Source organism: Kordiimonas lipolytica (assembly GCF_042651265.1).
In the GTDB taxonomy this organism is placed as follows: Bacteria; Pseudomonadota; Alphaproteobacteria; order Sphingomonadales; family Kordiimonadaceae; genus Kordiimonas; species Kordiimonas lipolytica.
On record NZ_JBHSCR010000017.1, the window covers coordinates 97,959 to 121,860 of the forward strand.

Annotated in this window: 22 protein-coding genes; 8 read left to right on the forward strand and 14 right to left on the reverse strand. The window is 58.5% G+C overall.

Annotated elements, in window-relative coordinates; all coding sequences use genetic code 11:
- Positions 1-110: 110 nt before the first annotated feature.
- Positions 111-1,610: an SLC13 family permease gene (locus ACFO5Q_RS16195; RefSeq protein ID WP_068146388.1), complete on the forward strand. Its 1,500-nt coding sequence runs from the start codon at positions 111-113 to the stop codon at positions 1,608-1,610.
- Here ACFO5Q_RS16195 and ACFO5Q_RS16200 read toward each other — a convergent pair.
- A complete protein-coding gene (locus ACFO5Q_RS16200; protein WP_068146392.1) occupies positions 1,607-2,434 on the reverse strand; it encodes a hypothetical protein in 828 nt (275 codons plus the stop codon). The two genes, ACFO5Q_RS16195 and ACFO5Q_RS16200, sit on opposite strands and share 4 nt — an antisense overlap.
- A gap of 86 nt (positions 2,435-2,520) precedes the next feature.
- Here ACFO5Q_RS16200 and dapF point away from each other — a divergent pair, with 86 nt between their 5' ends.
- The 4 genes from dapF (at position 2,521) to ACFO5Q_RS16220 (ending at position 6,434) form a co-directional block, all read left to right on the forward strand.
- Entirely contained in the window at positions 2,521-3,342 is an 822-nt protein-coding gene (dapF, locus tag ACFO5Q_RS16205) for a diaminopimelate epimerase (protein WP_068146395.1), read from the forward strand.
- Positions 3,339-4,640, forward strand: coding sequence for a tRNA (N(6)-L-threonylcarbamoyladenosine(37)-C(2))-methylthiotransferase MtaB (mtaB, locus tag ACFO5Q_RS16210; RefSeq protein WP_082719801.1), 1,302 nt, complete (start codon positions 3,339-3,341; stop codon positions 4,638-4,640). Before dapF ends, mtaB begins: the two co-directional genes overlap by 4 nt.
- Positions 4,641-4,733: 93 nt before the next feature.
- Positions 4,734-5,891 carry a signal recognition particle-docking protein FtsY gene (ftsY, locus tag ACFO5Q_RS16215; RefSeq protein WP_082719802.1) on the forward strand — a complete coding sequence of 386 codons (1,158 nt, stop codon included), beginning with the start codon at positions 4,734-4,736 and terminating at the stop codon, positions 5,889-5,891.
- 9 nt (positions 5,892-5,900) lie between these two features.
- Positions 5,901-6,434: a hypothetical protein gene (locus ACFO5Q_RS16220; RefSeq protein ID WP_068146398.1), complete on the forward strand. Its 534-nt coding sequence runs from the start codon at positions 5,901-5,903 to the stop codon at positions 6,432-6,434.
- Here the strand turns inward: ACFO5Q_RS16220 and ACFO5Q_RS16225 are convergent.
- Positions 6,431-6,982 (reverse strand): cytochrome b, encoded by a 552-nt coding sequence (locus ACFO5Q_RS16225; RefSeq protein ID WP_068146401.1) that lies wholly within the window; start codon positions 6,980-6,982, stop codon positions 6,431-6,433. The genes ACFO5Q_RS16220 and ACFO5Q_RS16225 overlap by 4 nt on opposite strands.
- A gap of 18 nt (positions 6,983-7,000) precedes the next feature.
- Positions 7,001-9,076 carry a TonB-dependent receptor domain-containing protein gene (locus ACFO5Q_RS16230; RefSeq protein ID WP_068146405.1) on the reverse strand — a complete coding sequence of 692 codons (2,076 nt, stop codon included), beginning with the start codon at positions 9,074-9,076 and terminating at the stop codon, positions 7,001-7,003.
- A 309-nt stretch (positions 9,077-9,385) separates the two neighbouring features.
- Here ACFO5Q_RS16230 and ACFO5Q_RS16235 point away from each other — a divergent pair, with 309 nt between their 5' ends.
- A complete protein-coding gene (locus tag ACFO5Q_RS16235) occupies positions 9,386-10,471 on the forward strand; it encodes a DUF6607 family protein (protein ID WP_068146704.1) in 1,086 nt (361 codons plus the stop codon).
- 67 nt (positions 10,472-10,538) lie between these two features.
- Here the strand turns inward: ACFO5Q_RS16235 and ACFO5Q_RS16240 are convergent, their stop codons facing one another.
- The 6 genes from ACFO5Q_RS16240 to ACFO5Q_RS16265 form a co-directional block, all read right to left on the reverse strand.
- A complete protein-coding gene (locus ACFO5Q_RS16240) occupies positions 10,539-11,273 on the reverse strand; it encodes a substrate-binding periplasmic protein (protein ID WP_197421001.1) in 735 nt (244 codons plus the stop codon).
- 53 nt (positions 11,274-11,326) lie between these two features.
- Positions 11,327-12,739 (reverse strand): pyridoxal phosphate-dependent decarboxylase family protein, encoded by a 1,413-nt coding sequence (locus tag ACFO5Q_RS16245; protein ID WP_068146411.1) that lies wholly within the window; start codon positions 12,737-12,739, stop codon positions 11,327-11,329.
- Positions 12,740-12,867: 128 nt separating this feature from the next.
- Positions 12,868-13,242: an STAS/SEC14 domain-containing protein gene (locus tag ACFO5Q_RS16250; protein WP_068146414.1), complete on the reverse strand. Its 375-nt coding sequence runs from the start codon at positions 13,240-13,242 to the stop codon at positions 12,868-12,870.
- 62 nt (positions 13,243-13,304) lie between these two features.
- Entirely contained in the window at positions 13,305-14,672 is a 1,368-nt protein-coding gene (locus ACFO5Q_RS16255) for a S41 family peptidase (RefSeq protein WP_068146417.1), read from the reverse strand.
- A 98-nt stretch (positions 14,673-14,770) separates the two neighbouring features.
- Positions 14,771-15,451 carry a hypothetical protein gene (locus ACFO5Q_RS16260; protein ID WP_156431925.1) on the reverse strand — a complete coding sequence of 227 codons (681 nt, stop codon included), beginning with the start codon at positions 15,449-15,451 and terminating at the stop codon, positions 14,771-14,773.
- Between the two features lie 117 nt (positions 15,452-15,568).
- On the reverse strand, positions 15,569-16,573 hold the full coding sequence (locus tag ACFO5Q_RS16265; protein ID WP_068146421.1) for an alpha/beta fold hydrolase: 1,005 nt from the start codon (positions 16,571-16,573) through the stop codon (positions 15,569-15,571).
- Between the two features lie 110 nt (positions 16,574-16,683).
- On the opposite strand from ACFO5Q_RS16265, the gene rimO reads away from it, so the two are divergent.
- Positions 16,684-18,033 (forward strand): 30S ribosomal protein S12 methylthiotransferase RimO, encoded by a 1,350-nt coding sequence (rimO, locus tag ACFO5Q_RS16270; RefSeq protein WP_068146424.1) that lies wholly within the window; start codon positions 16,684-16,686, stop codon positions 18,031-18,033.
- A 15-nt stretch (positions 18,034-18,048) separates the two neighbouring features.
- Here rimO and ACFO5Q_RS16275 read toward each other — a convergent pair whose 3' ends face one another.
- The 5 genes from ACFO5Q_RS16275 to ACFO5Q_RS16295 all read right to left on the reverse strand — a co-directional run bounded on the left by ACFO5Q_RS16275 (position 18,049) and on the right by ACFO5Q_RS16295 (position 22,539).
- Positions 18,049-18,786, reverse strand: a complete 738-nt coding sequence (locus tag ACFO5Q_RS16275; RefSeq protein ID WP_068146427.1) for a substrate-binding periplasmic protein — start codon at positions 18,784-18,786, stop codon at positions 18,049-18,051.
- 104 nt (positions 18,787-18,890) lie between these two features.
- Entirely contained in the window at positions 18,891-19,916 is a 1,026-nt protein-coding gene (locus tag ACFO5Q_RS16280) for a hypothetical protein (RefSeq protein ID WP_068146429.1), read from the reverse strand.
- Positions 19,917-20,001: 85 nt separating this feature from the next.
- Positions 20,002-20,796 (reverse strand): substrate-binding periplasmic protein, encoded by a 795-nt coding sequence (locus ACFO5Q_RS16285; protein WP_068146432.1) that lies wholly within the window; start codon positions 20,794-20,796, stop codon positions 20,002-20,004.
- Positions 20,797-20,975: 179 nt separating this feature from the next.
- Positions 20,976-21,767, reverse strand: coding sequence for a substrate-binding periplasmic protein (locus ACFO5Q_RS16290; protein WP_197421003.1), 792 nt, complete (start codon positions 21,765-21,767; stop codon positions 20,976-20,978).
- Between the two features lie 145 nt (positions 21,768-21,912).
- Positions 21,913-22,539, reverse strand: coding sequence for a glutathione S-transferase family protein (locus ACFO5Q_RS16295; RefSeq protein ID WP_068146439.1), 627 nt, complete (start codon positions 22,537-22,539; stop codon positions 21,913-21,915).
- Positions 22,540-22,726: 187 nt separating this feature from the next.
- Here ACFO5Q_RS16295 and ACFO5Q_RS16300 point away from each other — a divergent pair, with 187 nt between their 5' ends.
- Positions 22,727-23,890: a type III PLP-dependent enzyme gene (locus ACFO5Q_RS16300; RefSeq protein WP_068146442.1), complete on the forward strand. Its 1,164-nt coding sequence runs from the start codon at positions 22,727-22,729 to the stop codon at positions 23,888-23,890.
- The last annotated feature ends 12 nt before the right edge of the window (positions 23,891-23,902 follow it).

Sequence of the window (23,902 nt, forward strand, 5' to 3'; positions counted from 1 at the left end):
GTCTCAAGCCGGTTCTTTCTCTGCCCGCCAGCATTGAAAAGACATTAAGGCCTTCACAGCAATCGCGGTTGCCGATATGGAGATAGGCAAGGGACAAGGGAGGAAACGGCATGGCCAACCAGCAGGGCGAGATTCACACCAACACAGAGACAAGGGCGACCTATCAGACCATCGGTCTGTTCCTTGGGCCGTTGCTGTTCTTTGCGGTGCTCTTCAGCGCCCCCCCTTCGGCCCTTTCGCAGGATGCCTGGTCTGTCGTTGCGCTTGCCATGCTGATGGCCACATGGTGGGCCACCGAAGCCATTCCGGTGCCAGCCACCAGCCTGTTACCACTTGTCATGCTGCCGCTACTGGGCGCCGCAAGCTCCAGCGAAGCGTCGCTGCCATACGCCAGGCCTGTTATTTTCCTGCTTCTGGGTGGCTTCCTGGCCGCCATGGGCATGCAGAAATGGGACCTGCACAGGCGTATCGCGCTGAATATCCTCGCCCGCGTGGGTGACCATCCGGCGGCCCTGATTGCGGGCTTCATGGCGGCTTCGGCGCTCCTCTCCATGTGGATATCCAACACAGCCACCACGCTGATGATCGTGCCCATCGCGCTGACGGTGGCGCAAACCATCCTGAAGGAAAAAGCCACCGGTCACCGCTTCACCATCGCGCTTCTTATCGGCTGCGCCTGGTCGGCTTCCATCGGCGGGCTTGGCACCTATATCGGCACGCCGCCAAACCTGTTTGTGAAAGACTTCATCCAGCTCACCACCGGCCGCGAAATCCTGTTCATTGAATGGATGATGTTCGCCGTACCGGTGGTGCTTGTGATGGTGCCCCTGGCGTGGCTGGTGCTGACCAAAATCTGCTTTCCGTTCGAAGCCCATCTGGCGCGTGGCGGCAGCGAAGTGGTGCAAAGCGAACTTGAAGCTATGGGCAAAATCACCACGCCTGAAAAGCGCGTGGCTGTTGTAATGACCTGCATGGCGCTGCTGTGGAGCTTCCGCCAGGTCCTGGTGGACCTGGAATGGCTGACGAGCCTTCTGCCATTCGTCGCCCGCCTCTCAGACATGCATATCGCCGTGGCGGCAGGCCTTGCCATGTTCGTGATCCCCGCAGGCGGCGGCGCGGTCAACAAACACAAGGCGCTCCTCAGCTGGGAAAGCGCTGTTGAACTTCCGTGGGGCGTGATCCTGCTGTTCGGCGGCGGCCTTAGCCTCGCTGCTGCCATTCAGGCTACCGGTCTTGCCGTGTGGCTTGGCAACCATATGGCTGGCCTGTCGGGCGCCCATCTGTTTGTCATCATGCTGGTGATTGTAGGTATGGTGATTTTCCTGACGGAACTGACCAGCAACACAGCCACCACGGCGGCGCTTGTGCCGGTTCTTGGCGCCCTCGCGACCAGCGCGGATATCGACCCCATCATGCTTGCCGCCCCAACAGCCATGGCCGCCAGCTGCGCTTTCATGCTGCCGGTTGCCACCGGCCCGAATGCGGTTGTCTTTTCAACCGGGCAATTGCATGTGCCGGACATGATGCGCGCCGGACTTTGGCTGAATGTGATCGGAACTTTTGTTGTGGCGGCGCTGTGCTACAGCCTGCTGCCCATGATCTTTGGCTAGTGGTTCCAAACGTCTGCTGGCGCGTCCACCATCGGGTGTGCCAGAAAGGCGGTGTTATCCGCGGCATGCTGCGCCAGGAAAGCCGCGCGCTCTTCATCCGTGAAGCCTACCTGCTTTTGTGGGCCCAGCATCTCCAGCAGTTCCGTCTCTGACCGGCGGCGGTTACCGCTCAGCCTGACCTCTTCGCCTATTGCCACATCACCCAGCCCCAGGAAGTCCATGGCCCACCGGCCGCGCGCCGCTGCAGGCGCGCTTTCAAGCACCCCAAAACGGCAGCAGCCTTGCAGGCCAGCTTCTTCCACCTGCTGCAAAAGCCCCAGCCACGAAACATTTTCAAGCCCGATAGAGGCGACATAGTCTGGAAAGGATGCGCGCAAGCCGCGCGGCACGCGAAAGGCATAGGCGGATTCAAGGAAGCGGTCCTGCCGCCGGGCGATGAACCTGAGCTCAACATCAAAGGATTTGGCGAGCGCTTTCACGGCCGTCAGGAAATTGCCAAAGTGGGGGTAAAAGCCGGCGTCACGCACGCCGGGCATCAGGCCCAGCAACAGCTCTTCGCTGATCACCACCCGGTCGGCTGGGATGCGCGCCAGCATGCGCACAGCTAACTTCAACCGAAATGCGGACACCAGCGACCCGCGCTCGTACCGGTACAGAAGTCTGAGCTGGCGGCCCGAAAGCCAGCCTTCCAGGTCTTCGCGCAGCAACACAGTGGTTCCCAAAGCCTCTATGGGCGCCCGGTAATCCCGCAACATGTCCTGCACGGCGGTCGACGCACAGCGGTGAAACCCCGCATGGATGATGATTTTCTTGTGTCCTGGCACGAAAGCAGCCCCAAGCCCCCAGATTCTATGTGTAGCGCGCAGAAATCCATAGACTCTGCGCCCCCAGACCCCATATAAGCTGCCTCATGGAAAAAGGCCAGCATATGCGCCCGTTCCTGAAGATGCATGGACTGGGCAATGATTTCATCATTTTCGACGCCCGCGAAGACGACTTCGCGCTGGCGGACGATGAGGTGCGCGCGCTTTCCAACCGCAGGCGCGGCATCGGTTGTGACCAGCTGATCATCCTGCGCACATCAGGCAAAGCAGACATCTTCATGGAAATCCGGAATGCCGATGGCGGCCGCGTGGGCGCCTGTGGCAACGCGACCCGCTGCGTGGGCCAACTGGTGCTGGACGAGACCGGCAAAGATAAAATCTCGATTGAGACCGATGCCGGGCTTTTGTCGGCCGAGCGCGCAGACGCTGGCATCAGCGTCAACATGGGCCCAGCCCGCCTTCTTTGGAACGAAATTCCCCTCGCCCGCGAAACCGATACCATGAAGGTGGATTTCGCCATGGGCCCGCTTTTTTCGCCCACCTGTGTGAATATGGGCAACCCGCATGCTGTCTTCTTTGTGGAAGACGCTGATGCAGTTGATCTGGCCTATTGGGGCCCGCAGGTGGAAAAGAACGCCCTGTTCCCGGAACGTGTGAATGCCTCCGTTGGCACGGTAAAAGGCGACACCATCCGCCTGCGCGTGTGGGAACGCGGCGCGGGCATCACTGACGCCTGCGGCACTGCTGCCTGTGCATCCCTGGTGGCCGCCAGCCGCCTTGGCCTTGTGGACCGCAAGGCCACTGTGATGCTGGACGGTGGCCCGCTTGAAATTGAATGGCTTCAGGATGGCACAGTGCAGATGACTGGTGCGGCGACGCTTGCCTTCAAAGGTGAGGTCGCGCTGTGAGCAGTGACGTGAAAAAAGAGCCGGAAATCGTTACCTTCGGCTGCCGCCTCAATGCCTATGAGAGCGAAGTGATGCGCCGCCACGCGGAAGACGCGGGCCTTGAGGATGTGATCATCGTCAACACCTGCGCTGTGACCGCCGAGGCCACGCGCCAGGCACGCCAATCCATTCGCCGCATGAAGCGCGAGCGCCCTGATACGCCAATCATTGTCACCGGCTGCGCGGCCCAGATCGACCCGACACAATTTTCCAAAATGGATGAGGTCGCCACCGTTCTTGGCAACCAGGAAAAGCTGGAGGCCAAAAGCTTCGTCGGGCTTGGCCGTGCGGGACTGGACCTGTCGAACGCGCCGCGCGTGCAGGTGAATGATATCTTTTCCGTCAAGGAAACCGCGGGCCACCTGATCGACGGTTTCGGCGAACGCGCCCGCGCGTTTGTTCAAATCCAGAACGGCTGCAACCACCGCTGCACTTTCTGCATCATCCCATACGGCCGCGGCAACAGCCGATCAACCGGTGTGGGCGAGGTGGTGGACCAGATCAAGCGCCTGGTGGACAGCGGCTTCAAGGAAGTGGTACTGACCGGCGTGGATATCACCAGCTTTGGTGAAGACCTGCCGGGCGCGCCGACGCTTGGCACGCTGGTGCAAAAGATCATCAAGCTGGTGCCGGACCTGCCGCGCCTTCGGATTTCATCCATCGACAGTATCGAGGTGGACGAACCGCTTTATGACGCCATCATCCATGAGCCGCGCGTGATGCCGCACCTGCACCTGAGCTTGCAGGCAGGCGACGACATGATTTTGAAGCGCATGAAGCGCCGCCACCTGCGCGGCGACGCCATTGAGTTCACAAACCGCGTACGGGCCGAGCGCCCAGACATGGTCTTCGGCGCTGACATCATCGCCGGTTTCCCGACGGAGTCTGAGGAGATGTTCCAGAACAGCCTCAAACTCGTCGAGGAATGTGACCTGACGTGGCTGCATGTGTTCCCATACTCAGAACGCGAAGGCACACCCGCCGCAAAAATTCCGAACCGCGTGCCGAAGCAGGTGCGCAAGGAACGCGCCGCCCGCCTGCGCGCCGCTGGGGATGCGCGGGTCGCAGACCTGTTCAAGCGCGCTGAGGGCACAGCCGCCAATGTGCTGGTGGAACGCATCGACCCGGACGGAAACGCCATCGGCCACAGCGAACAATTCATCCCGGTGATCGTTGAGGGCGCCGCGGAACCCGGCGATATTGTACCTGTACGCTTGACGGCGAGCTCCGAGCACGCCATGTCTGGCATCAAGATATAGCCAACGAACAAATAGCAGCCTTGAGTGCGCTTCATGTGAGAATGGGCGAAGCCCATCGGAGCGGAAGCAAGATAAAAAAAGGAGCCCCTGGGCGTGAGCGAGAAAAGAAGCTGGTTCCAGCGCCTGACTGGTAAGAAATCCGAAACGGAAGCGCAGCCGGAAGCCAAGCCGGAAGCCAAGGTTGAAGAGCAGGTCGCAGAAGCCGCAGAAGTGGTGCCCACGCCAGTTGTTGCTGAGCCTTTAGCAGAACTTGAGTCTACGCCTGAGCCCGCGCCGGAACCTGAGCCCGAGCCTGTCGCTGAACCGGTCGCTGAAGAAAAACCCGCTGAAAAGAAAAGCTGGTTCCAGCGCCTGAAAGACGGCCTCAGGAAATCCACCAGCGCCATCTCTGGCGGCATTGCGGATATCTTCACCAAGGGCAAGCTGGATGATGACACATTAGAGGAACTTGAAGACCTTCTGATCACGTCCGACCTTGGTGTCTCTGTTGCATCCAAGCTCACCGGCACGCTGGCGAAAGACCGGTTCGACAAGGAAATCACCGGCGACGAGGTGAAGGACGTTCTGGCCGCAGAGGTTGAGAAAATCCTCACCCCCGTCGCCAAGCCGCTTGATGTGAACAAAGGCCACAAACCGCACATTATCCTGATGGCGGGTGTGAACGGCGCGGGCAAAACCACCACCATCGGCAAGCTCGCGAAGAAATTCCGTGAGGAAGGCAAGAGCGTGATGCTGGCGGCGGGGGATACGTTCCGCGCCGCAGCGGTCGAACAGCTTCAGGTGTGGGGCGACAGGAACGGTGTGCCCGTTGTCACGAAAGAGATTGGCGCGGACGCCGCTGCGCTGGCGTTCGAAGCCGTTGAGCGCGCGCAAAATGAAGGCACTGACGTGCTGCTGATCGACACCGCTGGCCGCCTGCAGAACCGTGAGGAACTGATGGCGGAACTGGCGAAAGTCGTACGCGTGATCGGCAAGAAGGTTGAGGGCGCGCCGCATGACACGGTGATCGTGCTGGATGCCACCACCGGCCAGAACGCGGTTCATCAGGTGGAAGTGTTTCAGAAGCTTGCGAACATCACCGGCATCATCATGACCAAGCTGGACGGGTCCGCCCGCGGCGGGGTGCTGGTGGCCTGCGCCGAAAAGTTCGGCCTGCCCGTGCATGCCATTGGTGTTGGTGAAGCGATCGAGGACCTGCAGCCTTTCGACGCGCGCGAGTTCGCCCGCGCCCTTGTCGGCATTGAAGACTAGGGTACCGCTTTGGGTGAGCTGATCTATTACGTCGCTTTTGGAGCCATAGCCTTTGCGCTTGGCTATCTGGTTTTCTGGCTGTGGGACCGCAAGCAATCTGCGCCGATCATCGCCGCGATCCAGAATGGCCGATGGCTGACCCCGGTTGAGGAAGAAGGCGATGCGCCCGAGCCCCTAAGCCCGCAGGCCAGTTTTGACTATGCCGCCAGCTACGCCTCAGCCCTGAGGGGTGCTTTCGCATCCGCAACGCCCGCAAAGCTTGAGCGCCTGAACGCGCTGCTCGCGTCCCACCACAATCTGGAAAACCAATTGTGGCGCGACATGCCGATGCGGCTTCGGGAAGTCTTCAAAAGCTACGGCAAGGAATATTTCGCGCTTCTTGAAGCAGTGGCCGATCATTCAGCCAACCCGGTGCAACTGTATGCGGCCTTTCGCCTGGCCACCTGCCTGCCGGAAGCCCCGCAACATGTGCGGGAGCTTGGATTTGAAATTGGTAGCAACCCGGCCATCAAAGGGCTGCCCCGAAAGAAGACAGCTGGTTAGTCAGCCGCCGTCTTTTCGCGCCCCATGCGGCTGAACGTGCCGTCCTTCAGAACAAAGGCGTGATAAAGCGCGCCGACAAGATGCAGCCCTGCAAACCCCGCCAGCGCCCACCAGCCATAGATGTGGATTTCCTCGAACAGATGGTGCAGGTCCATATCCCGCTCGAACGGTGTCGGCACCGCGAACAAGCTGAAGAAGGGCACATCCCAGCCAACGGTCATCAGCGTCAGCATGCCAGCGGCGATAACCAGGAACACGCCAAGATACAGCGCCAGGTGCACACTGTGCGCCAGCGCATTCATACGTTTGGCATCCGGTTGAAGCGGCGCCGGGCGCGCACTTCTAAGGCGCACACCCAGCCGAACCACCATGACCGCAAGCAGCAAAAGCCCGAAGGAGGCATGAAGGATGAGAAGCTCTGTTTTCTCATCCCCGCGCGGCATATCCGCGAAGATGAAACCCAAAACCGACAGCCCGACCATCAGCAAAGCCACTAACCAGTGCAGCCCTTTGGCAAGCCAGCCATATCCTTCAGCGCTATTCCACATGTCTCTAGCCCTCATGCCTTAAAATTTTCCGGTCCAGCCAACACGGACCTTCGCATTCCGGCCCGCGTCCACGACACCTGCGAACACGCGCTCGGCTGCTGTATCAAAGAGATTATCAACCCCAAGGTCGATACGCAGGCCGTCAAGGCCACCCTGCGGCTGCCACACCAGGAACACATCCACCGTTTCGTAAGCCGGGCGTTCTTCAGCCACGTCATCCACCTTGTCAAACCGGCCCGCGAGCGTGACCCGCGTGCCCAGCTTGGCGTCAATTTCCGGCAGCTTCAGTTCGGCAGACGTGAACAGGCGGTTTGGCGAAAGGATACCGACATAGTCGCCCGTATCCTTGTCCCGGCCATTTACGCTGGAATAGGACGCCGCCAAGCGCACGCGTGGGCTCGAATAAACCGCTTCAAGCTCAAACCCGTCCATGGTGGCGCGGCCCGTGTTGACATTGCGGCTGGTGCCCGCGTTGCAGGTGCCGGGAAACCCGGGCACGAAGCAGGCCATGGAAAATTCGAAATTCACTTCAAGGTCGATCAGGTCCGTGACATCAGACGTGAAGTAGGACCCCTTCATGGTGAGGCGGTCCCCACCTGTGAAGAGATCAGCGAAGTCCACACCCGCGCCAAACTCCCATGTCTTTGACCGCTCAGGCCTCAGGTCCGTGTTGGGTATGAAGAAGTTGGGTGCCTGAAGCGTGGGGCCAAGCGGGATGGTGAAATGCACATCGTCCGCGAAGATCTCATTGAAGGATGGGGCGCGGAACGCCTCGCCGTAGCTGGCGAACAGCATCAGGTTTTCTATCGGCTCCCACGTGGCGGCAAACTTGGGCGACGTGGCGCTTTCATCTGTCTCCAGCGTCTCACCCAAGGCCTTGTTCTTGAAGCTGTCATAGCGCACGCCGGGCACCACATAGAATGCCCCCACCGGCGTATCGAGCGACAGTTCGACTTGCGAAAACAGGCCGGTGGTGTTGGCCACCGCGTCCGGCACGCCGCCCCGGGTGCCGTCAGCTGTCATGTTGTCGCTGCCCACCTGTTCGTCGCGGTAATATTCCGCGCCGTAGGTGAAGGTGACATTCGCTTTTCGCCCAAGCGCGAAGCGGCTGCGGTTATCAAGGGTAAAACCCTTGGTTTCCACATCACGGCCGATGATGCGGTCCGTATCCAGGTCATCTTCATCCACCCGCGCCTTGTTGATATAGGCCACAGCCTGCAGGTCTATAAGCTGGCTTTCGGGGTTGAAGTGCGTGCCCAGACGGAAAGTGTCGCTGACAACACGCTTGGCCATCAAGTCACCTTCATTATTGCCCTGGCCATTGTTGGGTTCGATGGCGTCATTACGGTATCCCATCCAACTGGCGCTCAGGCGCAAGGCATCCGTTGCCTGGTAGCTGGCTTTCACAAGGCCTGAGCCGATCTCATCGTCGGCAGAGAGCGTGGTGCCGTCGCCAAGCCCAATGTCTCCGGACTGGCGGAAGGTCAGGCTGGCGATCCCGTCAAGGCGGCCATCCGCAGACTGGCCAAATACCGTGGCGCCGGTCATCCACTCATTGCTCGCGACCTGAAAGCCAGCTTTGAGCCGGTAGCCAGCCCGCTCGCCGTCCGAAAGAAGATCGGCAGCATCAAGCGTGCGCATGCTGATCACGCCGCCCACGGCACCGGAGCCATAAAGCGATGACCCACCGCCGCGCACGACCTCCGCCGCTCCCAGAAGGTCGGGTTCGATAAAGAAACGCCCATCGTGGCCAGAGAGGAAGCTTTGTCGCACGCCATCAAACAGCACAACGACACCTTCACCCGCGACGCCGCGGATCGTGGGCGTTTCGCCTGTGCGCCGGGGCCCGCCATCAAAGCTGAGGCCGGGGACGGAAACGAACAGGTCAGACACACTGGCGGCCAGAAGATCATCCATTTCCTCGCGCGTGACCACGCTGACTGACGCAGGCACGCTGAAGGCTTCCACCTCATTCTTGGTGGCACTTACCGAAATTTCGGTAATGTCGGCCACTGTCTCTGCCACTGCAGGCAGCGTGGCGAACATGGAAACGCCGGCGCAAAGCCCGGCCTTCACTTTCACAAACTGGTACATAGTCTTGCTTCCCTTGATCAAATATGCCCGCCAGCGCCGCCGCGACTGCCATCTCACCTGCGAAGCCCCCCTCAATTCGCTTGAACTCTCCTGAGTTCCTGCGAGCTCTTCTGATTGCTCAGAAGAACTCTCTGAAGATTTCTCTCGAGAGCTTTCTGCAGAGTTCTGTGGGGACCCGAGCGGTTTTGCCTGAGGCATGTAAATAGTTATTGCAAATGATTCTTAATTTCATTAATAGCCTCATAGGTGAAGCTTTTTAATAATGCAAGTCAGAATTATTATTATTTTATCAAGCAAGAGGAACAAGAGATGACCAACAAAGCGATCCAGAGCTGGCGGCCGGTCAGGCAAGCCATGCTGGCAGCCGGGCTGATGCTGCTGTCGGCCTGCGCGGCAAACACCCAACCAGCCATTACCGCAAAGGCCCCAGTAAAAACGCCCGCGGCGGTAGAGACTGACTTCAAAGCTGACCGGGCCGCCATTCTTGCGATGGCTGGCGACTATAAGGTGACGTTCGATTTCCAGGAGACTGTGTCCTTCAAGGAGGGTTACACCCCGAAGGAACGCTACAAGACCGGCGGCTATGAAATGGTGCGCGTGATCGAAGACCGTGGCGACTTCATCAGCCTGCAGCATATTCTGGTGGTGGGTGACGGCGAAAAGGTCCCCTTCATGCCCATCAAACACTGGCGCCAGGACTGGCAGTATGAGCCCGCCACCATCATGGCCTTCAAGGGCGCCAACACCTGGCAAAAGCAAGTCCTGACAAAAGCGGAGCGCGCTGGCAAATGGTCGCAAACCGTCTATCAGGTGGATGATGCGCCGCGCTATGCTGCCGTGGCTGCATGGGGCCATTCAGGCGGCACCTCCGCCTGGACATCGCCCCCAAGCTGGCGCCCCCTGCCGCGCCGGGATGCCACCAAGCGCGACGACTATCATGTGATCGAGGCCGTCAACCGCCATGCACTCACGCCGCACGGCTGGGTCCATGAACAGGATAATTCCAAATTGGTGCTCACCGGCGATGCACCGAGGCTACTGGTGCGTGAAATCGGCGTAAACACCTATGATCATTTTGCTGACTTCAAGACGGAAGTGGGGACGGAATACTGGCAGGCCACCCAGGATTTCTGGGCTGAAATCCGCGGCGAATGGGACACGCTTTTCACTGAGAATGATGTGGTGGCTCTGACGCTTCTGGGGGAACCGTCAGAGCTTTATATGCAGATTTTGGGCATCGCGTCTGACGTGGCAGACGGCAAGAGAGGCGCGAAAGATGCGGCAGAGGAAGCGCTGGCGGTCCTGCATGATTATGTCGACACCAACCCCGCAGCACCCCTCACGCGCCTGCGTGCCGAGGCGACGGAGCAATCAGAAGGCGGCTACAGCCGATAAAATCAAAGGGGTAGGCGACCTTGTTGCCTGCCCTTCCTTATGCCTGTTTAGGCAGCAGGGCTGGCGGTTAATGCTGGGGGTGGACCGACAAAAGATCACCGCTGGTCTTCAGGCTTTCGTATGCCTGGCGCACCGCTTCCACCAGCCCGGGCTGAACCTGCTTGCCCGCAGCCAGGTAGAAGCGCTGGGTATCCGGCAGCTGTTCCAGCTTCATGAAATCCGGGTCCATCACCAGCTTGCCGTCCTCCAGATGGTGAAGTTCCTGCGCGATAAAAACGTCCGCACGGCCAGAAGCCACCACCTTCATTTCGCCCCGATGGGAATCGGCGACTTCGAAGATTTTGTCTTTCGGCATGCCAAGGTCCCGCAGGATCAGGCAGGAGGCATCGCCCAGCATGCAGGCTGCCGTATAGCGCCCCTGCTTGAGGGCTTCGATGGTGATCGGACGGTCTTCACCCTGTCGGCCATACAGATAGAGCGGGGTCTCAAAGACAGGAAAAAGCCAGTGGAAATTCGGCTCTCGCTCGGACTGGCGCAAGAGCGCATAGATAAGCGCATTATCCAGCTTGGTCGCGAGTGTATAAGCCCGGTTCCAGGGCACCAGCTTGATGTCATAATCCAGCCCGGTTTCACCCATCACCTGGCGGATCAGGTCTGCCGCAGGGCCGACCACCTGGCCACTATCATCAACTGAATTAAAATCACCGTAATTTTCGGTATAGACTACGACATCCGCAGCCATGACTGGGCGCGCTACCCAAAGCACCCCAAGAACGACCATAGCTGCATAATATTTTATCAAACCATTCTCCATTACCACCTGGGCAGCATAGCAATCTAAATCCTAAGATTAGATTACAGATCTTCCTCCAATTCCGCCACACGGCGCCATGCGGCCATAACGTCATCTTTCGTGGTCTGCACCTGCCCCACCTGGAAACGGATCACTGGTCGACCGTTCACAAGCGTCCGCGTGAGATAGGTAAAGCCGTCATCATTCACCTTCGCCAGCAGCTTTTCTGTCAGGGCGTCCTGTTCTTCCTTGTCCATGCCTTGGCGGAGCACACGAAAGGTCAGCAGCGACAGGTTCGGCCCAGTGACCAGCTCAAACCCATCCGTTTCGCGGATTTTGGCCGCCAGGTCCAGCGTCCAGGCCACATGGTTTCGGAACATGGCGCGAAGGCCTTCAAGCCCGCGCAGGCGAATGACGAACCAAAGCTTCAGCGCCCGCATGCGGCGGCCCAGCTGCACGCCCCAGTCACGGTAATCCTTCACCCGGGTGCCTTCGCGGGTTTCAAGGTAGGCGGGCAGGATGGTAAGCGTGCGCACAAGCGTGTCGCGGTCGCGCACGAAGTGGGCCGTACAGTCGAACTGCACACCCATCCATTTATGCGGGTTGAAGACGAAACTGTCGGCGCTTTCTACACCGTCCAGCAGGTACCGGAATTCCGGGCACATCATGGCGCTGCCGGCCCAGGCGGCATCCACATGGAAATAGGCCTTGTTCGCCCGCGCAATCACACCAATGGCCTTAAGGGGATCAGCCGCCCCCACGCTGGTGGAGCCCACAGTGGCCATCACCATTGCCGGAATGATGCCGGCCTTGCGGTCTTCTTCCATCATGGCTGAAAGCGCCGTCGGCTGGATGGCGTGGTCTTTATCAGTCGGCACAAGGCGGATCGACACGCGGCCAAGCCCTGCCATCTTCACGGCTTTCTCAAGCGAACTGTGTGCTTCGGCAGACGTATAGAAAGCCATCATGGGCGCATGCTGAAGGCCGGTTTCATTCACCTTCCAGCCGGTCGCGCGTTCGCGGGCGGCGAGAACAGCACAGAAGGTGGCAGATGACGCCGTATCCTGGATGACCCCGTCCCAGGCGCGCGGCAGGTCCAGCATATCCTTCAGCCAGTCCATCATGGCTTCTTCAAGCTCCGTCGCCGCGGGACTGGTTTCCCACAGCATGGCGTTGATGCCCATGGCGCTGATCAGCATTTCGGCAAGCTGGCTCTCGGGCGTCACATTGGCAGGGAAATAGGCGAAGAAACGCGGGTGCTGCCAGTGGGTGACGCCGGGCAGGATGGTGTCTTTGAAATCCGCCATCAGCTGGTCAAAGCTTTCTGCCTCCTCGGGCGGGGTATCCGGCAACTTGGCGCGCACCTCGCCCGGCGCCACTTGCGAACGCACGGGATAGTCGCGCACGCCGTCCATATAGTCGGCGATCCAGTCGATAATATCGTGGGCGTTTTTGCGAAACTCTTTACTATCCATCTCGACTATCCATCTTGGGCGGTCTCCTGATCATGATCCCTTATGGGCAGACAGCACTATACATGGGGGAAATTCAAATGAAACAGCGTCAACGGGAAATTGCGACTTAGGCGACTAACAGGCTAATGTCACTCACGAAGCCAGGCGCGGGCGGCCTCCAGGTCCCTGAACACTTTGGATATCATCGCGCCGGGCTTCAGGCTTTCATAGTGGGCTGAGTAGGCCTCAACGATCTTTGCCATCTTCCTGTTGTCTGTGACCACAGCAAGCCGCATTCTGGGCCCTCCCTGATAGGCCATGATGTCCATCTCCGCGATGGTGCTCAGCAGATAGCTATCGGCATAGAAATGGTCGGCATCCAGCGCGTCAATAAGCATGCGGCTGATTTTCCGGTGACGCGGATCGCCTGTGATGGCCTTGTTGATAGCCACCATCTGGTTCGGGAAATCCCCGTCCACATGCACTTCAACGCTGTCTTCCGTCCATGTCAGCTTGATGGTCACAAACGCCCTCGTTTTCCAAGGATCATAGCCCTCACAGCTACCCGTGAAAAGACAAACTGTGGCTACCGCGCCTTTGTCGTCAGCATCTTGAGCGCGGCATCCAGCGCGCTGTCCCGCCCGGCGGCAAGGTCTTCATCCGTGAACACTGGCACACGAATGTGTGGCGGAATGCCCGACCGGTCATAGCTCACGCCGCCTGCGTCCAGATACCGCTCATTCGGCAGGGCAAACAGCCAGCCGTTCGGCAAAATGCGCGGCAGCATGTCCGCAAAGGCGCCGCGGGTGTTGTCGCCAATGCGGGTCGCTTCAGGCGTCCGGGCCATCAGTGCCATCAGGAAGGTTTCGGCGGCACTGATGCTGTCTGGGCCCGTCAGCACCACAACCGGCCCCCAGAAGCTCTCGCGGTCGCTGGGCTGTACCCAGGTGGCCGCCTCGTCCGTCCAGCCGGTGTCGCCCTCGACACCCAAGTAGGCCTGCTTGGTGTAGGCGACATACTCCTCTTCAACCAAGCGCTTCGCCAGCGCAATGGCCAGCGCGTCAGACCCGCCTACGTTGTCGCGCAGGTCGATCACCAGCCCGGCCAGGCCGTGGATGGGGTCAAAAAAGTCGTCCAGCGCACGCTCGAAGGCGGCCAAGTTGGCATCCGGTGTGCCCGCTGCGCTGAAATCGGAAAAACCGTGTATGCGAAGGTATCCGATGCCCCGCGCCAGCTCCGCATAGCCCAGCATGCCCCTGCCGTATGGTGCAAGCGGACTCCTCAGGTACCGGTTGTCGACAATCTCAAACCCGCGGGCGCGGTCTTCCTCCGGCACAGACCGGGATGCCCCTTCCGCGCCGAAATACATGGCATCAAGCGAAGGGGCCACAAGCGCGGTATGGGCATCCTCAAGGGGCGCCATCAGCCCTGTGAGATAGTCGAAAAGCTGCTGGTCGGTTGCGATATCGCCTGTATCCGGCACCTGCCAGCCACTTTGCCCTTCAGAAAAGAAGGGATAGTGCGCTTTGAAGGTCTCCATGAACACCGCCACGGTGTCTCCCGGCGCGGCAGGCGCATCAGCCGTGCACAGCTCTGGCAATTTAGTCAGCCTTGTGGCGGTCATAAAGGTGTTGGTGTCGGTCCGATGGAACCGTTTGCTCGCATCCGGTCCGGGCCAGACTTCCATGTCGGCGTCGATAAAGCCGGGAAGGGAAACCGGAAAACGGGCCTCGACCTCATCATCGTTCAACACCTCAAGAGCGCCTGGCACCAGGCCACTTCGCAGGCAGCTAATGGGCGTTGTTTCATAAATGGTGACGTCAGCGCCGTTCACATCAAACAGATAGCCATAGCCTTCCGTTTGCCATACGCCGTCTAGATCAGCCGCTGTTGCAGCTGCTGAGCACAAGATCACCATCATCAGAAACGGAATAAGAAACGCGGAACGCGACATAACAACTCCCAAAAAAATCGGAGCCATCTTAGCCAAATAAGCGTGGTTTCAAAGTGCTGTTTGAAAGAAAAAGTGCAAACTTGGAGGATGCTTGATCCTCAGGAAACCGGCACATTCCGGCGTCGGCGTGCAATCAACCGCAACCCGCCCCAGACAATGAACAGGCAATTGATCAACATAAGTGGCACCGCCACAAGTGCGCCAACCGCCACGCCCTGCCACAGACTGTCGATCTGCCGCCTATGCTCTAGCAAGTTGGCTTGAAATGTTGGCAGCAACCGCCCGCGGATGGCTTCAAAAGCCTCAACCGCCGGACCATCATCCACCTTCACCAGCTCATCAAGTTCATGGGCAGACAAGCCACGCCAACCCACTTCCTTTGCTCGCTCGAAATTCTTGCGATAAGCATCAACTGTCTGCTCGATCACCAGAACATCCTCGCGGTCCTCGGCCGACATGGAAAACTCCAGCATGGCCTCAATCGCCTGGTCAAGCTTCGCCAGGGACGCAGCCGTACGCTGTTCATAGACATCCGTACGCCGAAGCACATAGTTTTTGAAATTATGGATAAATTCGCCATAGCCGATGGTGCGCTCAATTTGCGCCAAATGGGCCGCACGTTCGATGGTTGCCTGCGATGACCGGGTCCAGGCGATATTCAACATCCCCATGTCACGGTACAGCGTCCAGTACCAATGGACCATTGCACCGTTCGCCACCAGAAGCAGTATCACGACTATCGCCGTACGGAGCCGGCTCGTCTCTGCAGAATTGGTCAAGTCTTTCTCCGCTGGCAATAAGGCCATCCCACCTGAAGGCGTTAAATATCTATATGAGACATATATTTAACGCCACCCTAAAAAGTAGATAAAACCTGATTTTAGTCTTGGCAGCTGCTATGGCGCAGCATTGACCTGCTTTTCAGCCAGTTCGCTTCTGATTGCCAGCACGGCAGAAATAATCTTTCCTGGCCTCTCCAGCGTGAAATTGTGGCTGGCGCCCTCGAGTGTTTCAATCCGGCCGTTGGTGGATATCCGGGCCAGTTCCTGCTGCATTTCGGCCCAGACAGCTTCTTGCCTCAAGTCGAGCGGCAAGCCGTCTGTGACATTGGTATCGCGTGACAATACAACAAGCGGCATGTCACCCAAGGTACCCGCGGAGACCGGGCTAAAGTCCCGCTCCAACACGTCCCTGAGCTCCGCGTTCACAGCCAGATGATACTCGGTGTGGACATAGAGCTCCATCAACTGATCGAATTCCTGGTCTGAGAGATAGTCGACGCCTTCTTTTGTTATCCAGAAGTCCGCAAGGAAGCGATAATATCCAACTGCTGCCCCAAAGCCCGCGATCAAATCAGGCTTGCCCGTGGGGAAGCTGTCGTCCTTTGGGAAGCGGCTGTAGCTCTGCTCATGGCTACTATCCAAAAGCACTAACCCAGCAACATGTTCCGGCGACTTGAGAGCATATTGGCGCACCAGCAGGCCGCCATAGGAATGCCCGACCAGGATAACCGGCTTGCCACCACCCGCCGCATCCACAATGCGCGCCAAGTCCGCAACGGCTATATCAAGGTCCAGCTCTCCGTCAAATGGGTCGCTCCAGCCGTATCCGGCACGGTCATAAAGGCAGGTTCTGGTTTCCTTCGAAAGGGGAACGGCAATATCGGGCCAGGCATAATAGGATATCGCCGACAGCCCAGACACCAGCACAACAGTAGGGCCATCACCATTGCCCCGGCACAGCATATGCAGACGCCTGTCGCCCACATCCACCATTTCACCCGGCGCGGGGTACTTTTCCGCGCTCCTGACAGTGGCGATCTGGTGATACAGGGCCCATACCCCAACAAGGAGCACCACCACCCCAACGAACCTTATCCCGTACTTCTTTATTTGCTGCATTGCTGGCTCCCCCATCCGGTACGCTTCGCGCTGGCAATTCCCCCAGAAACTCTGTATAAGCCGCCAAAATTATGACGCTATACAAGTTATTGCAGGATACACACTAAACCATGACCACGCATACTTCAAAAGTCGGTTTTGTGTCCCTTGGCTGCCCCAAGGCGCTGGTGGACAGCGAGCGGATTCTTACCAAGCTTCGCTCCGAAGGCTATGAGATCGCGACCGAATATGAAGGCGCCGATGTTGTGGTGGTCAACACCTGCGGCTTTATCGACAGCGCCAAGGAAGAAAGCTTCAGTGCCATCAAGGAAGCCATGAACGAGAATGGCAAGGTGATTGTGACCGGCTGCCTGGGCGTGGATGAAGGTGCTGTCAGGGAAGTGGTGCCAGGCGTGCTGGCCGTCACCGGCCCACACCAGTATGAGCAGGTGGTGGGTGAAGTGCACAAGGCTGCGCCCCAACCACATGACCCCTACACCCATCTGGTGCCTGAAAGCGGCCTCCGCCTCACGCCGCGGCACTATAGCTACCTGAAGATTTCAGAGGGCTGCAACCACCGCTGTAAATTCTGCATCATCCCGTCCTTGCGCGGTGACCTGGCGTCCCGTCCGATCCGTGCGGTGCTCCGCGAAGCCGAAAAGCTGGTTGAAGCCGGCACGCAGGAACTGCTGGTGATCAGCCAGGACACCAGCGCATACGGCCTTGACCTCAAGCACCAGACCGAGATGTGGAAAGACCGCGAGGTACGCGCCCACATGACAGACCTGGCGCGCGAGCTTGGCAACCTGGATGCCTGGGTGCGCCTGCATTATGTTTACCCTTACCCGCATGTGGATGACGTGATCCCGCTGATGGCAGAAGGCAAGATCCTGCCCTATCTGGATATCCCGTTCCAGCATGCGAACCGCGACGTCTTGCGCGCCATGCGCCGCCCGGCCAATGAAGCCAAGGTTCTGGAGCGCATTCAGAACTGGCGTAAGATTGTTCCGGAAATCGTCATCCGGTCCACCTTCATTGTCGGCTTCCCCGGCGAGACGGAGGAACAGTTCCAGTATCTTCTGGACTGGATGCAGGAAGCCAGGCTCGACCGCGTCGGCTGCTTCAAGTATGAGCCGGTGGAGGGTGCTGCTGCAAACGCGCTGCCAAACCCCGTGCCCGAGGAAGTAAAGCAGGAACGCTGGGAGCGCTTCATGGAAGTGCAGGCGAAAATCTCTGCTGAAAAGCTGAAGAACCGGGTCGGCATGGAAATGGCTGTGCTGATTGATGAGGTCTCGGACGAAGGTGCCGTGGGCCGCACATACGCCGACGCGCCAGAGATCGATGGCCAGGTACACCTTGAAGGTGCGACCGAGCTTTCACCGGGCGACATGGTCATGGCGCACATTGACGCCAGCGACGACTATGACCTTCATGGCCATGTGGTGGCCGACGAAGACGAGGACGACGACTGGGACTGGTAAGCCAGCCCCTCACGTCTAGCGCGGCGCTGTCATTTCGCCTGCACGCAGAAGCGCATCATAGGCCTGGCGAATTTTGGCGCGCACGCCCGCTGGCACTTGCCGCCCCGCCGCCAAATAGAAGCCGCCCTCATAAGGCACCCGCATGGCGTCCCGGAAAAAGGCGGCTGACAGGCCAGCCTGCTTCAACTGGGCCTGATGACCCTCCCGATCGTTGAAATAAACGTCAGCACGCCCGGCCAGCACCATCTGCAGGTCTAGAATTCCCTGGTTCGGCAACCGCGTGATCTTGTCTGCCGGCACACCCATCCAGGCCAAAATCTCGCAGCTGATATTGGCGGTAACGCAAGCCGTACGCAAATCCCCTGCTTTCAATGCTTCAAGCGTAACTTCACGGCTGTCTTCAGCGCGGGTGAACAGGTGGTATTCAGACCGCATGAGCGGCATCAACCAGTCATAGAAGCGGTCCCGCTCAGGCGTGCGGGCAAGCGTGAAGATCAGGGCATTGTTATCTGATTTCGACAGCTGAACAGCGCGCGACCAGGGTACCAGCCTGATCTGATAATCAAGTCCTGTCCGGTCAAGAACCTTGCGCACCCTTTCCGTAGACGTGCCTGTAACTTCACCGTCATGGCCACGATAGTTATAGGGTGGGAAATCTTCGGTGTAGACGACAAGGCCTGTCGCGCGCGCCAAGGGCGCCAGCAACAGCAAACCAACCACGAACCAAATTGCGAGAGAAAGAAATCTGAACACGCTATACTACTACCAAATCACTCAACTATTCGACCGTCTCCCAAACGCATCAAGAGCCTATATCAGCCCGTTTCAACAATTGGTTAACAGTCGGCCTAAGGGCTTCAGGAATCAAACTCAGCTGGCGCCGCTTCTTCGGCCTCAGGCAACATATACCCCCGCGCCTCAAGCGGCAGCCCCATGATATCCACCATGCGTTTATTTACCTGGCGAAGGAACGGAAACAATAGGGCCTCGGTCTGTTCGCTCAGGCTATAGTCAAGCGACACATCAGGCTCATGCTTCACCGCCTCCTTGGCGGCGCCGACAAGCGCCATGATACTGCCGACACGGACTTCTTCGGCCTGCAGCAGGTCGTCAAAAATTGGGCGATTTGCCTCCAGCGTCGTCATGTCATCGGCGCCAAAAATCAGGCTTCGGTCACCGCTCAGGTCGATACCCTGCCGCAGATACAGGCGCTGGAAATGATAGGCTTCGGCATCAGACAATTCATTTTCGACGTCGGTCAGTTCCGCATCGATCTCGATACCATGGCGCTCCAGAACGTCGTGAAGCGCCCGCGGGTTTGCCGCCAGATCTTCATAAAGCACGATTTCAAGTTTGTGGAAATGAGCCGCTGCCACGCCGGCCAGCGACACATGATCCAGGCATGACATCAGCCCCTTGCTGCCACGCAGCAGGTGATATTTGACGAAATTGTCGAAGCTGGCGCGCAGCCCGTCATGGACCAAAGCGTGCTTATAGGAGGCACGCAGAAAATCAAGCTGCTCACGAATTACAAGGACAACAACCGTGTCCTCGGGCATCACAGCCTTGAGGCGCACCATGTGGCTGTCGTAGCCGTCGCCCGACTGGCTGACGATATTGTCGTCACTGACAATCAGGACGTCGGCGCCGTTTTCCTCGGCGCTTTCAAGCCCGAGCCGGAAAACGGTAGCCACCAGGTCCGAATTATAATGGTAACTCGGGATTTGCAGCAGTTCGGTCTCAAGGGCGAATTGCACTTGGCTGGGGACATGGCTTGTTGGCCCCTTGCCCAGATAGAAATTATTGCTCTCATCTGCAAGGAACATGTCCCGAATGGCGGACGCCCGCGCTGTGGGCATCCCAATATGCAGCAAACCTTTCATGCCGGTCCCCTTTTTATCCGCTGAAAGGTTTTTATTGCACGGAAACCAATGGAAGCCAATGACCTTGGAAAATGAAAGGGGTGGCTTAGTACCCGCCTCCTGAGGACGGCTCGCTACTTACCAACTGATACTCGCCCGACGCCTTCAGCTTTTCGTAGGACGCCTTGATGCGGGTGCGCACGTCCGCTGGCACATTCAGGCCCGACGCCAGATAAAAGCCCGCGCGACTATCAAGCCGCATGACAGGTTTGGTCAGGTTCGTCGCGTAGCCTTCCGCTTTGCGGAGCCGCCGGTTCGCTGCGAAATCGCTGATATAGAGGTCAGCCCTGCCAGCCAGCACCATGCGGAAGTCGCCTGTGCCCATCTTTGCGATGGGGGTAATCTTGCCAACCGGCACACCCGCCCAGACAAGAAGCTCACACGACAGGTCCCCCGACACACAGGTGGCCGTAAACATGCCGGCTTCCAGATTCTCCCGGGTGACCGCACGGGTCTCGTCTGCCCGCGCATAGATATGGAAATTTGATTCCGCCAGCAGGACCAGCCAGTCAAAACCATATTCGCGGCGCGGCGTGCGGGTAATGGTGTAAATCAGCGCATCGGGCCTTGTTCGCACATAATTCATCGCCCGCGCCCAGGGAACGACCTTGATTTCATAGGTCAGCCCGGCAGCGTCCAGCACTTGCCGCACACGTTCTGTTGCCAGTCCGCCAACCGTCCCATCGGGCTTTGCATAATTGAAGGGGGGATAGTCTTCGGTATAGACGGTAAGGGTCTGCTCACCGGCAGAAGGCTCTGTTGCCCAAGCCGATGCTGGCGCAACCCAAAGCCCACCCAGAAGCAAGAACTTCAACAGCCAGAACTTGAATCCACGATGCATACCCACTCCGCCCAATACGGTTGTCAATACGCCCTACATAAACCGCCTCGCAATTAATCGTAGTCATTAGCCATCAATAATTGGTTAACAGCAGGGCCTATGAAGCCACCGCCTCAGCGGTCTATGACGCCTTCATGGCATCCATGGTGGGGCGAGTATGATGCTATGCCGTCACGCGCCTATTCAGGCAGGCTGTCAAGGTCGGCAGCGTCCAGCGTCATGGCAATGCCCGCCGCCTGCAGCCGGGCCTGTGCTGCAAGGACAGCGGCGCGCAGTTCAGGCTTCAAGCCAAGCCCCGACGCCAGGAACAGGTCCCCGCCCGCGTCCAGCGTCTTTACTGCCTTGAGGCTATCTGCCGGCACGCCAAGGGCCTTCAGCCGGTACAGATTGTGGATTTTCTCTGCCACATAAAGGTCAGCCCGCCCTGCCAGCACCAGCGTCACATCGGGCCGGTTCACTTCCGCGATCCGGTAGATGTATTGCTCAGGTACATTCAGCCCTTTTACCAGCAGGCATGAGATATCATCCACTAGGCAGGCAATGCGGTAGCCTGCTTTGTTCCAATTTATTTCGCTATCGAAACGATTATCTTCTTGCCTGGCATAAAGCTGAAATTTGATGCTGCCCAGCTGCACCAGCCATTCAAACAGGTCTTCCCGTCCCTCTGACCGGGCGATCGTGAAAATAAGCGCATTGTCTTCTTCAAGCGTAGCGCGGTAAGCACGGGTCCAGGGAACCAGCACGATACGGTACGTCAGCCCTGTCTCGTCCATCAGGCGGCGCACAAGGCGGGTGGACAGGCCATCCAGCTGTCCATCCTTGGTCAGATAACTATAGGGTGGGTAGCTTTCAGTATAGATAACAATGTCGGAAGCTGGAGGGTGGGCATGCACTGGCGCACCCAGCAGACCGTTGGCGCAAAATGTAGCCAGAACCAACGCCCGGCATCCGGCACTCGCATGTGCCAGCACTCGAAAAAACCTGCGCAACAAGGTTCAGTGGTCCTTTCACTCTGTGCCTCGCCGACGCTCAGCCTGGCAGGCAACCCCAACCTTTTGAAAGGCTGCCCCAGCATACCGACCACTGATTAATTAAATCATAACAGGGGAAAGCGCCTCAGGCCCCAAGCTGGTATGGGCCGCCGCGCTCCAGCGCGTGACCATAGGCCGGACGCGCCTGCATGCGTTCCAGATAAGCCTTCAGGTTCGGGAAGGCACCAATGGCCCCGCTGACAGCCGCCACTTCAAGCACGAACACCAGCATGATGTCCGCCCCTGTCAGTTGGTCCCTCACAAAGAAATCCCGGTCGCCCAGCCGATCCGACATATAGGACAGGTGGTTAGCAATCTCGCTCTGGATGCGCGGTCCAAGCGGTGCTGCCGCGTCCCCAAGCCGCCCGGTGTAGAGCGCCAGCATGAAAGGCAACATGGCAGAGCCTTCGGCAAAATGCAGCCATTCCATATAAGCATTATAGCCTTGCGCACCCGCCCCGGGGCCGAACTCCCCACCGCCATAGGTGCGGACCAGATAGTCCACAATCGCGCCGGATTCCGCGATCTTCAGGTCACCGTCTTCCAGCACCGGGCTTTTGCCAAGCGGGTGAACCTGCTTCAGGCTGTCGGGCGCAAGGCGGGTTTCCTTATCCCGCTGATAAGGCACAATCTCATACTCAAGGCCCATTTCCTCCAGTATCCAGAGGATACGCTGAGACCGCGAATTGTTGAGATGATGCACCCTGATCATGAGCTCTGCTCCCTCCTGCATTTTTCCTTATTTCAAGAAATAGGGCCTTTTGCTCCGCTGCCCAACCATATCTTGAGGGTCGCATTATTCATTTGGGCCTTCCCGCAATTATGGTATTTTACCCCTCCCCGGACGACCGGGCCGGCATAATGCCACCAATGCGCTTTACAGGAAGGCCCACGCGCCAATGAGTGCCCAAATCGAAGACTATTATTCGCCAGAGACGTTCAACCGCATCAAAGCCCTTGCCGACACACATGAGACCCCGTTTCTTGTGGTGGATACCGGCATGGTTGATGAGGCCTATGATGACCTCAGCCAAAAGTTTCCCACCGCAAAAATCTATTATGCGGTGAAGGCGAACCCAGCGCCCGAGATTATCGGCCTGTTGAAGGACAAAGGGTCAAATTTTGATATCGCCTCCATCTATGAGCTGGACCGCGTGCTTGAAGCCGGCGTATCCCCTGACCGCCTGAGCTATGGCAACACCATAAAAAAGGCGAAGGACATCCGCTATTTCTATGAACGCGGGGTACGCCTGTTCGCGACAGATTCAGAAGCAGACCTGAGGAATATCGCCAAAGCCGCTCCGGGCGCCAAGGTCTATGCCCGCGTGCTGACAGAAGGCACCCACACCGCCGATTGGCCCCTGAGCCGCAAGTTCGGTTGCCAGAACGATATGGCGATCGACCTGATGATCCTGGCGCGCGACCTGGGGCTGGAGCCTTATGGCATTTCCTTCCATGTTGGGTCCCAGCAGCGCGACATCGGCGCGTGGGATGCGGCCATCGCGAAAGTGTCCAATATATTCGAGCGCCTCAAACTTGAGGACGGCATTGAGCTGAAGATGATCAACATGGGCGGCGGCTTCCCCGGTGCCTACACCATGCGCGCCCATGAGCTTGAAACCTATGCCCAGGAAATCACCCGCTTCCTTCAGGAAGATTTCGGCGACGACATGCCTGAAATTATCCTGGAACCGGGCCGGTCTATGGTGGCCAACGCCGGTGTCTTGGTGAGCGAAGTGGTGCTGATCTCACGTAAGGCCCGCACGTCCCTGCACCGCTGGGTGTTCACGGACGTGGGCAAGTTTTCCGGCCTTATTGAAACCATGGACGAAGCCATCAAATACCCGATCTACACCGAAAAACAGGGCGAAATGGAAGAGGCGATCATCGCCGGCCCAACCTGCGACAGCGCCGACATCATGTATGAAGACGCGAAGGTGCCCCTGCCGCTTAATCTCGCGATCGGGGATCGGCTTTACTGGTTCTCAACCGGCGCCTACACCACGAGCTATAGCGCCATTGAGTTCAACGGCTTCCCGCCGCTGAAAGCCTATTATATCTAAGGCCTATTACAT

What these genes read in the sequence shown, in the direction of transcription:
- ACFO5Q_RS16195 (WP_068146388.1), top strand. Translation starts at nt 111, where the DNA reads ATGGCCAACCAGCAGGGCGAGATTCACACCAACACAGAGACAAGGGCG.
- dapF (WP_068146395.1), top strand. Translation starts at nt 2,521, where the DNA reads ATGGAAAAAGGCCAGCATATGCGCCCGTTCCTGAAGATGCATGGACTG.
- ACFO5Q_RS16225 (WP_068146401.1), bottom strand. Translation starts at nt 6,982, where the DNA reads ATGTGGAATAGCGCTGAAGGATATGGCTGGCTTGCCAAAGGGCTGCAC.
- ACFO5Q_RS16230 (WP_068146405.1), bottom strand. Translation starts at nt 9,076, where the DNA reads ATGTACCAGTTTGTGAAAGTGAAGGCCGGGCTTTGCGCCGGCGTTTCC.
- ACFO5Q_RS16235 (WP_068146704.1), top strand. Translation starts at nt 9,386, where the DNA reads ATGACCAACAAAGCGATCCAGAGCTGGCGGCCGGTCAGGCAAGCCATG.
- ACFO5Q_RS16245 (WP_068146411.1), bottom strand. Translation starts at nt 12,739, where the DNA reads ATGGATAGTAAAGAGTTTCGCAAAAACGCCCACGATATTATCGACTGG.
- ACFO5Q_RS16255 (WP_068146417.1), bottom strand. Translation starts at nt 14,672, where the DNA reads ATGTCGCGTTCCGCGTTTCTTATTCCGTTTCTGATGATGGTGATCTTG.
- ACFO5Q_RS16265 (WP_068146421.1), bottom strand. Translation starts at nt 16,573, where the DNA reads ATGCAGCAAATAAAGAAGTACGGGATAAGGTTCGTTGGGGTGGTGGTG.
- rimO (WP_068146424.1), top strand. Translation starts at nt 16,684, where the DNA reads ATGACCACGCATACTTCAAAAGTCGGTTTTGTGTCCCTTGGCTGCCCC.
- ACFO5Q_RS16280 (WP_068146429.1), bottom strand. Translation starts at nt 19,916, where the DNA reads ATGAAAGGTTTGCTGCATATTGGGATGCCCACAGCGCGGGCGTCCGCC.
- ACFO5Q_RS16285 (WP_068146432.1), bottom strand. Translation starts at nt 20,796, where the DNA reads ATGCATCGTGGATTCAAGTTCTGGCTGTTGAAGTTCTTGCTTCTGGGT.
- ACFO5Q_RS16295 (WP_068146439.1), bottom strand. Translation starts at nt 22,539, where the DNA reads ATGATCAGGGTGCATCATCTCAACAATTCGCGGTCTCAGCGTATCCTC.
- ACFO5Q_RS16300 (WP_068146442.1), top strand. Translation starts at nt 22,727, where the DNA reads ATGAGTGCCCAAATCGAAGACTATTATTCGCCAGAGACGTTCAACCGC.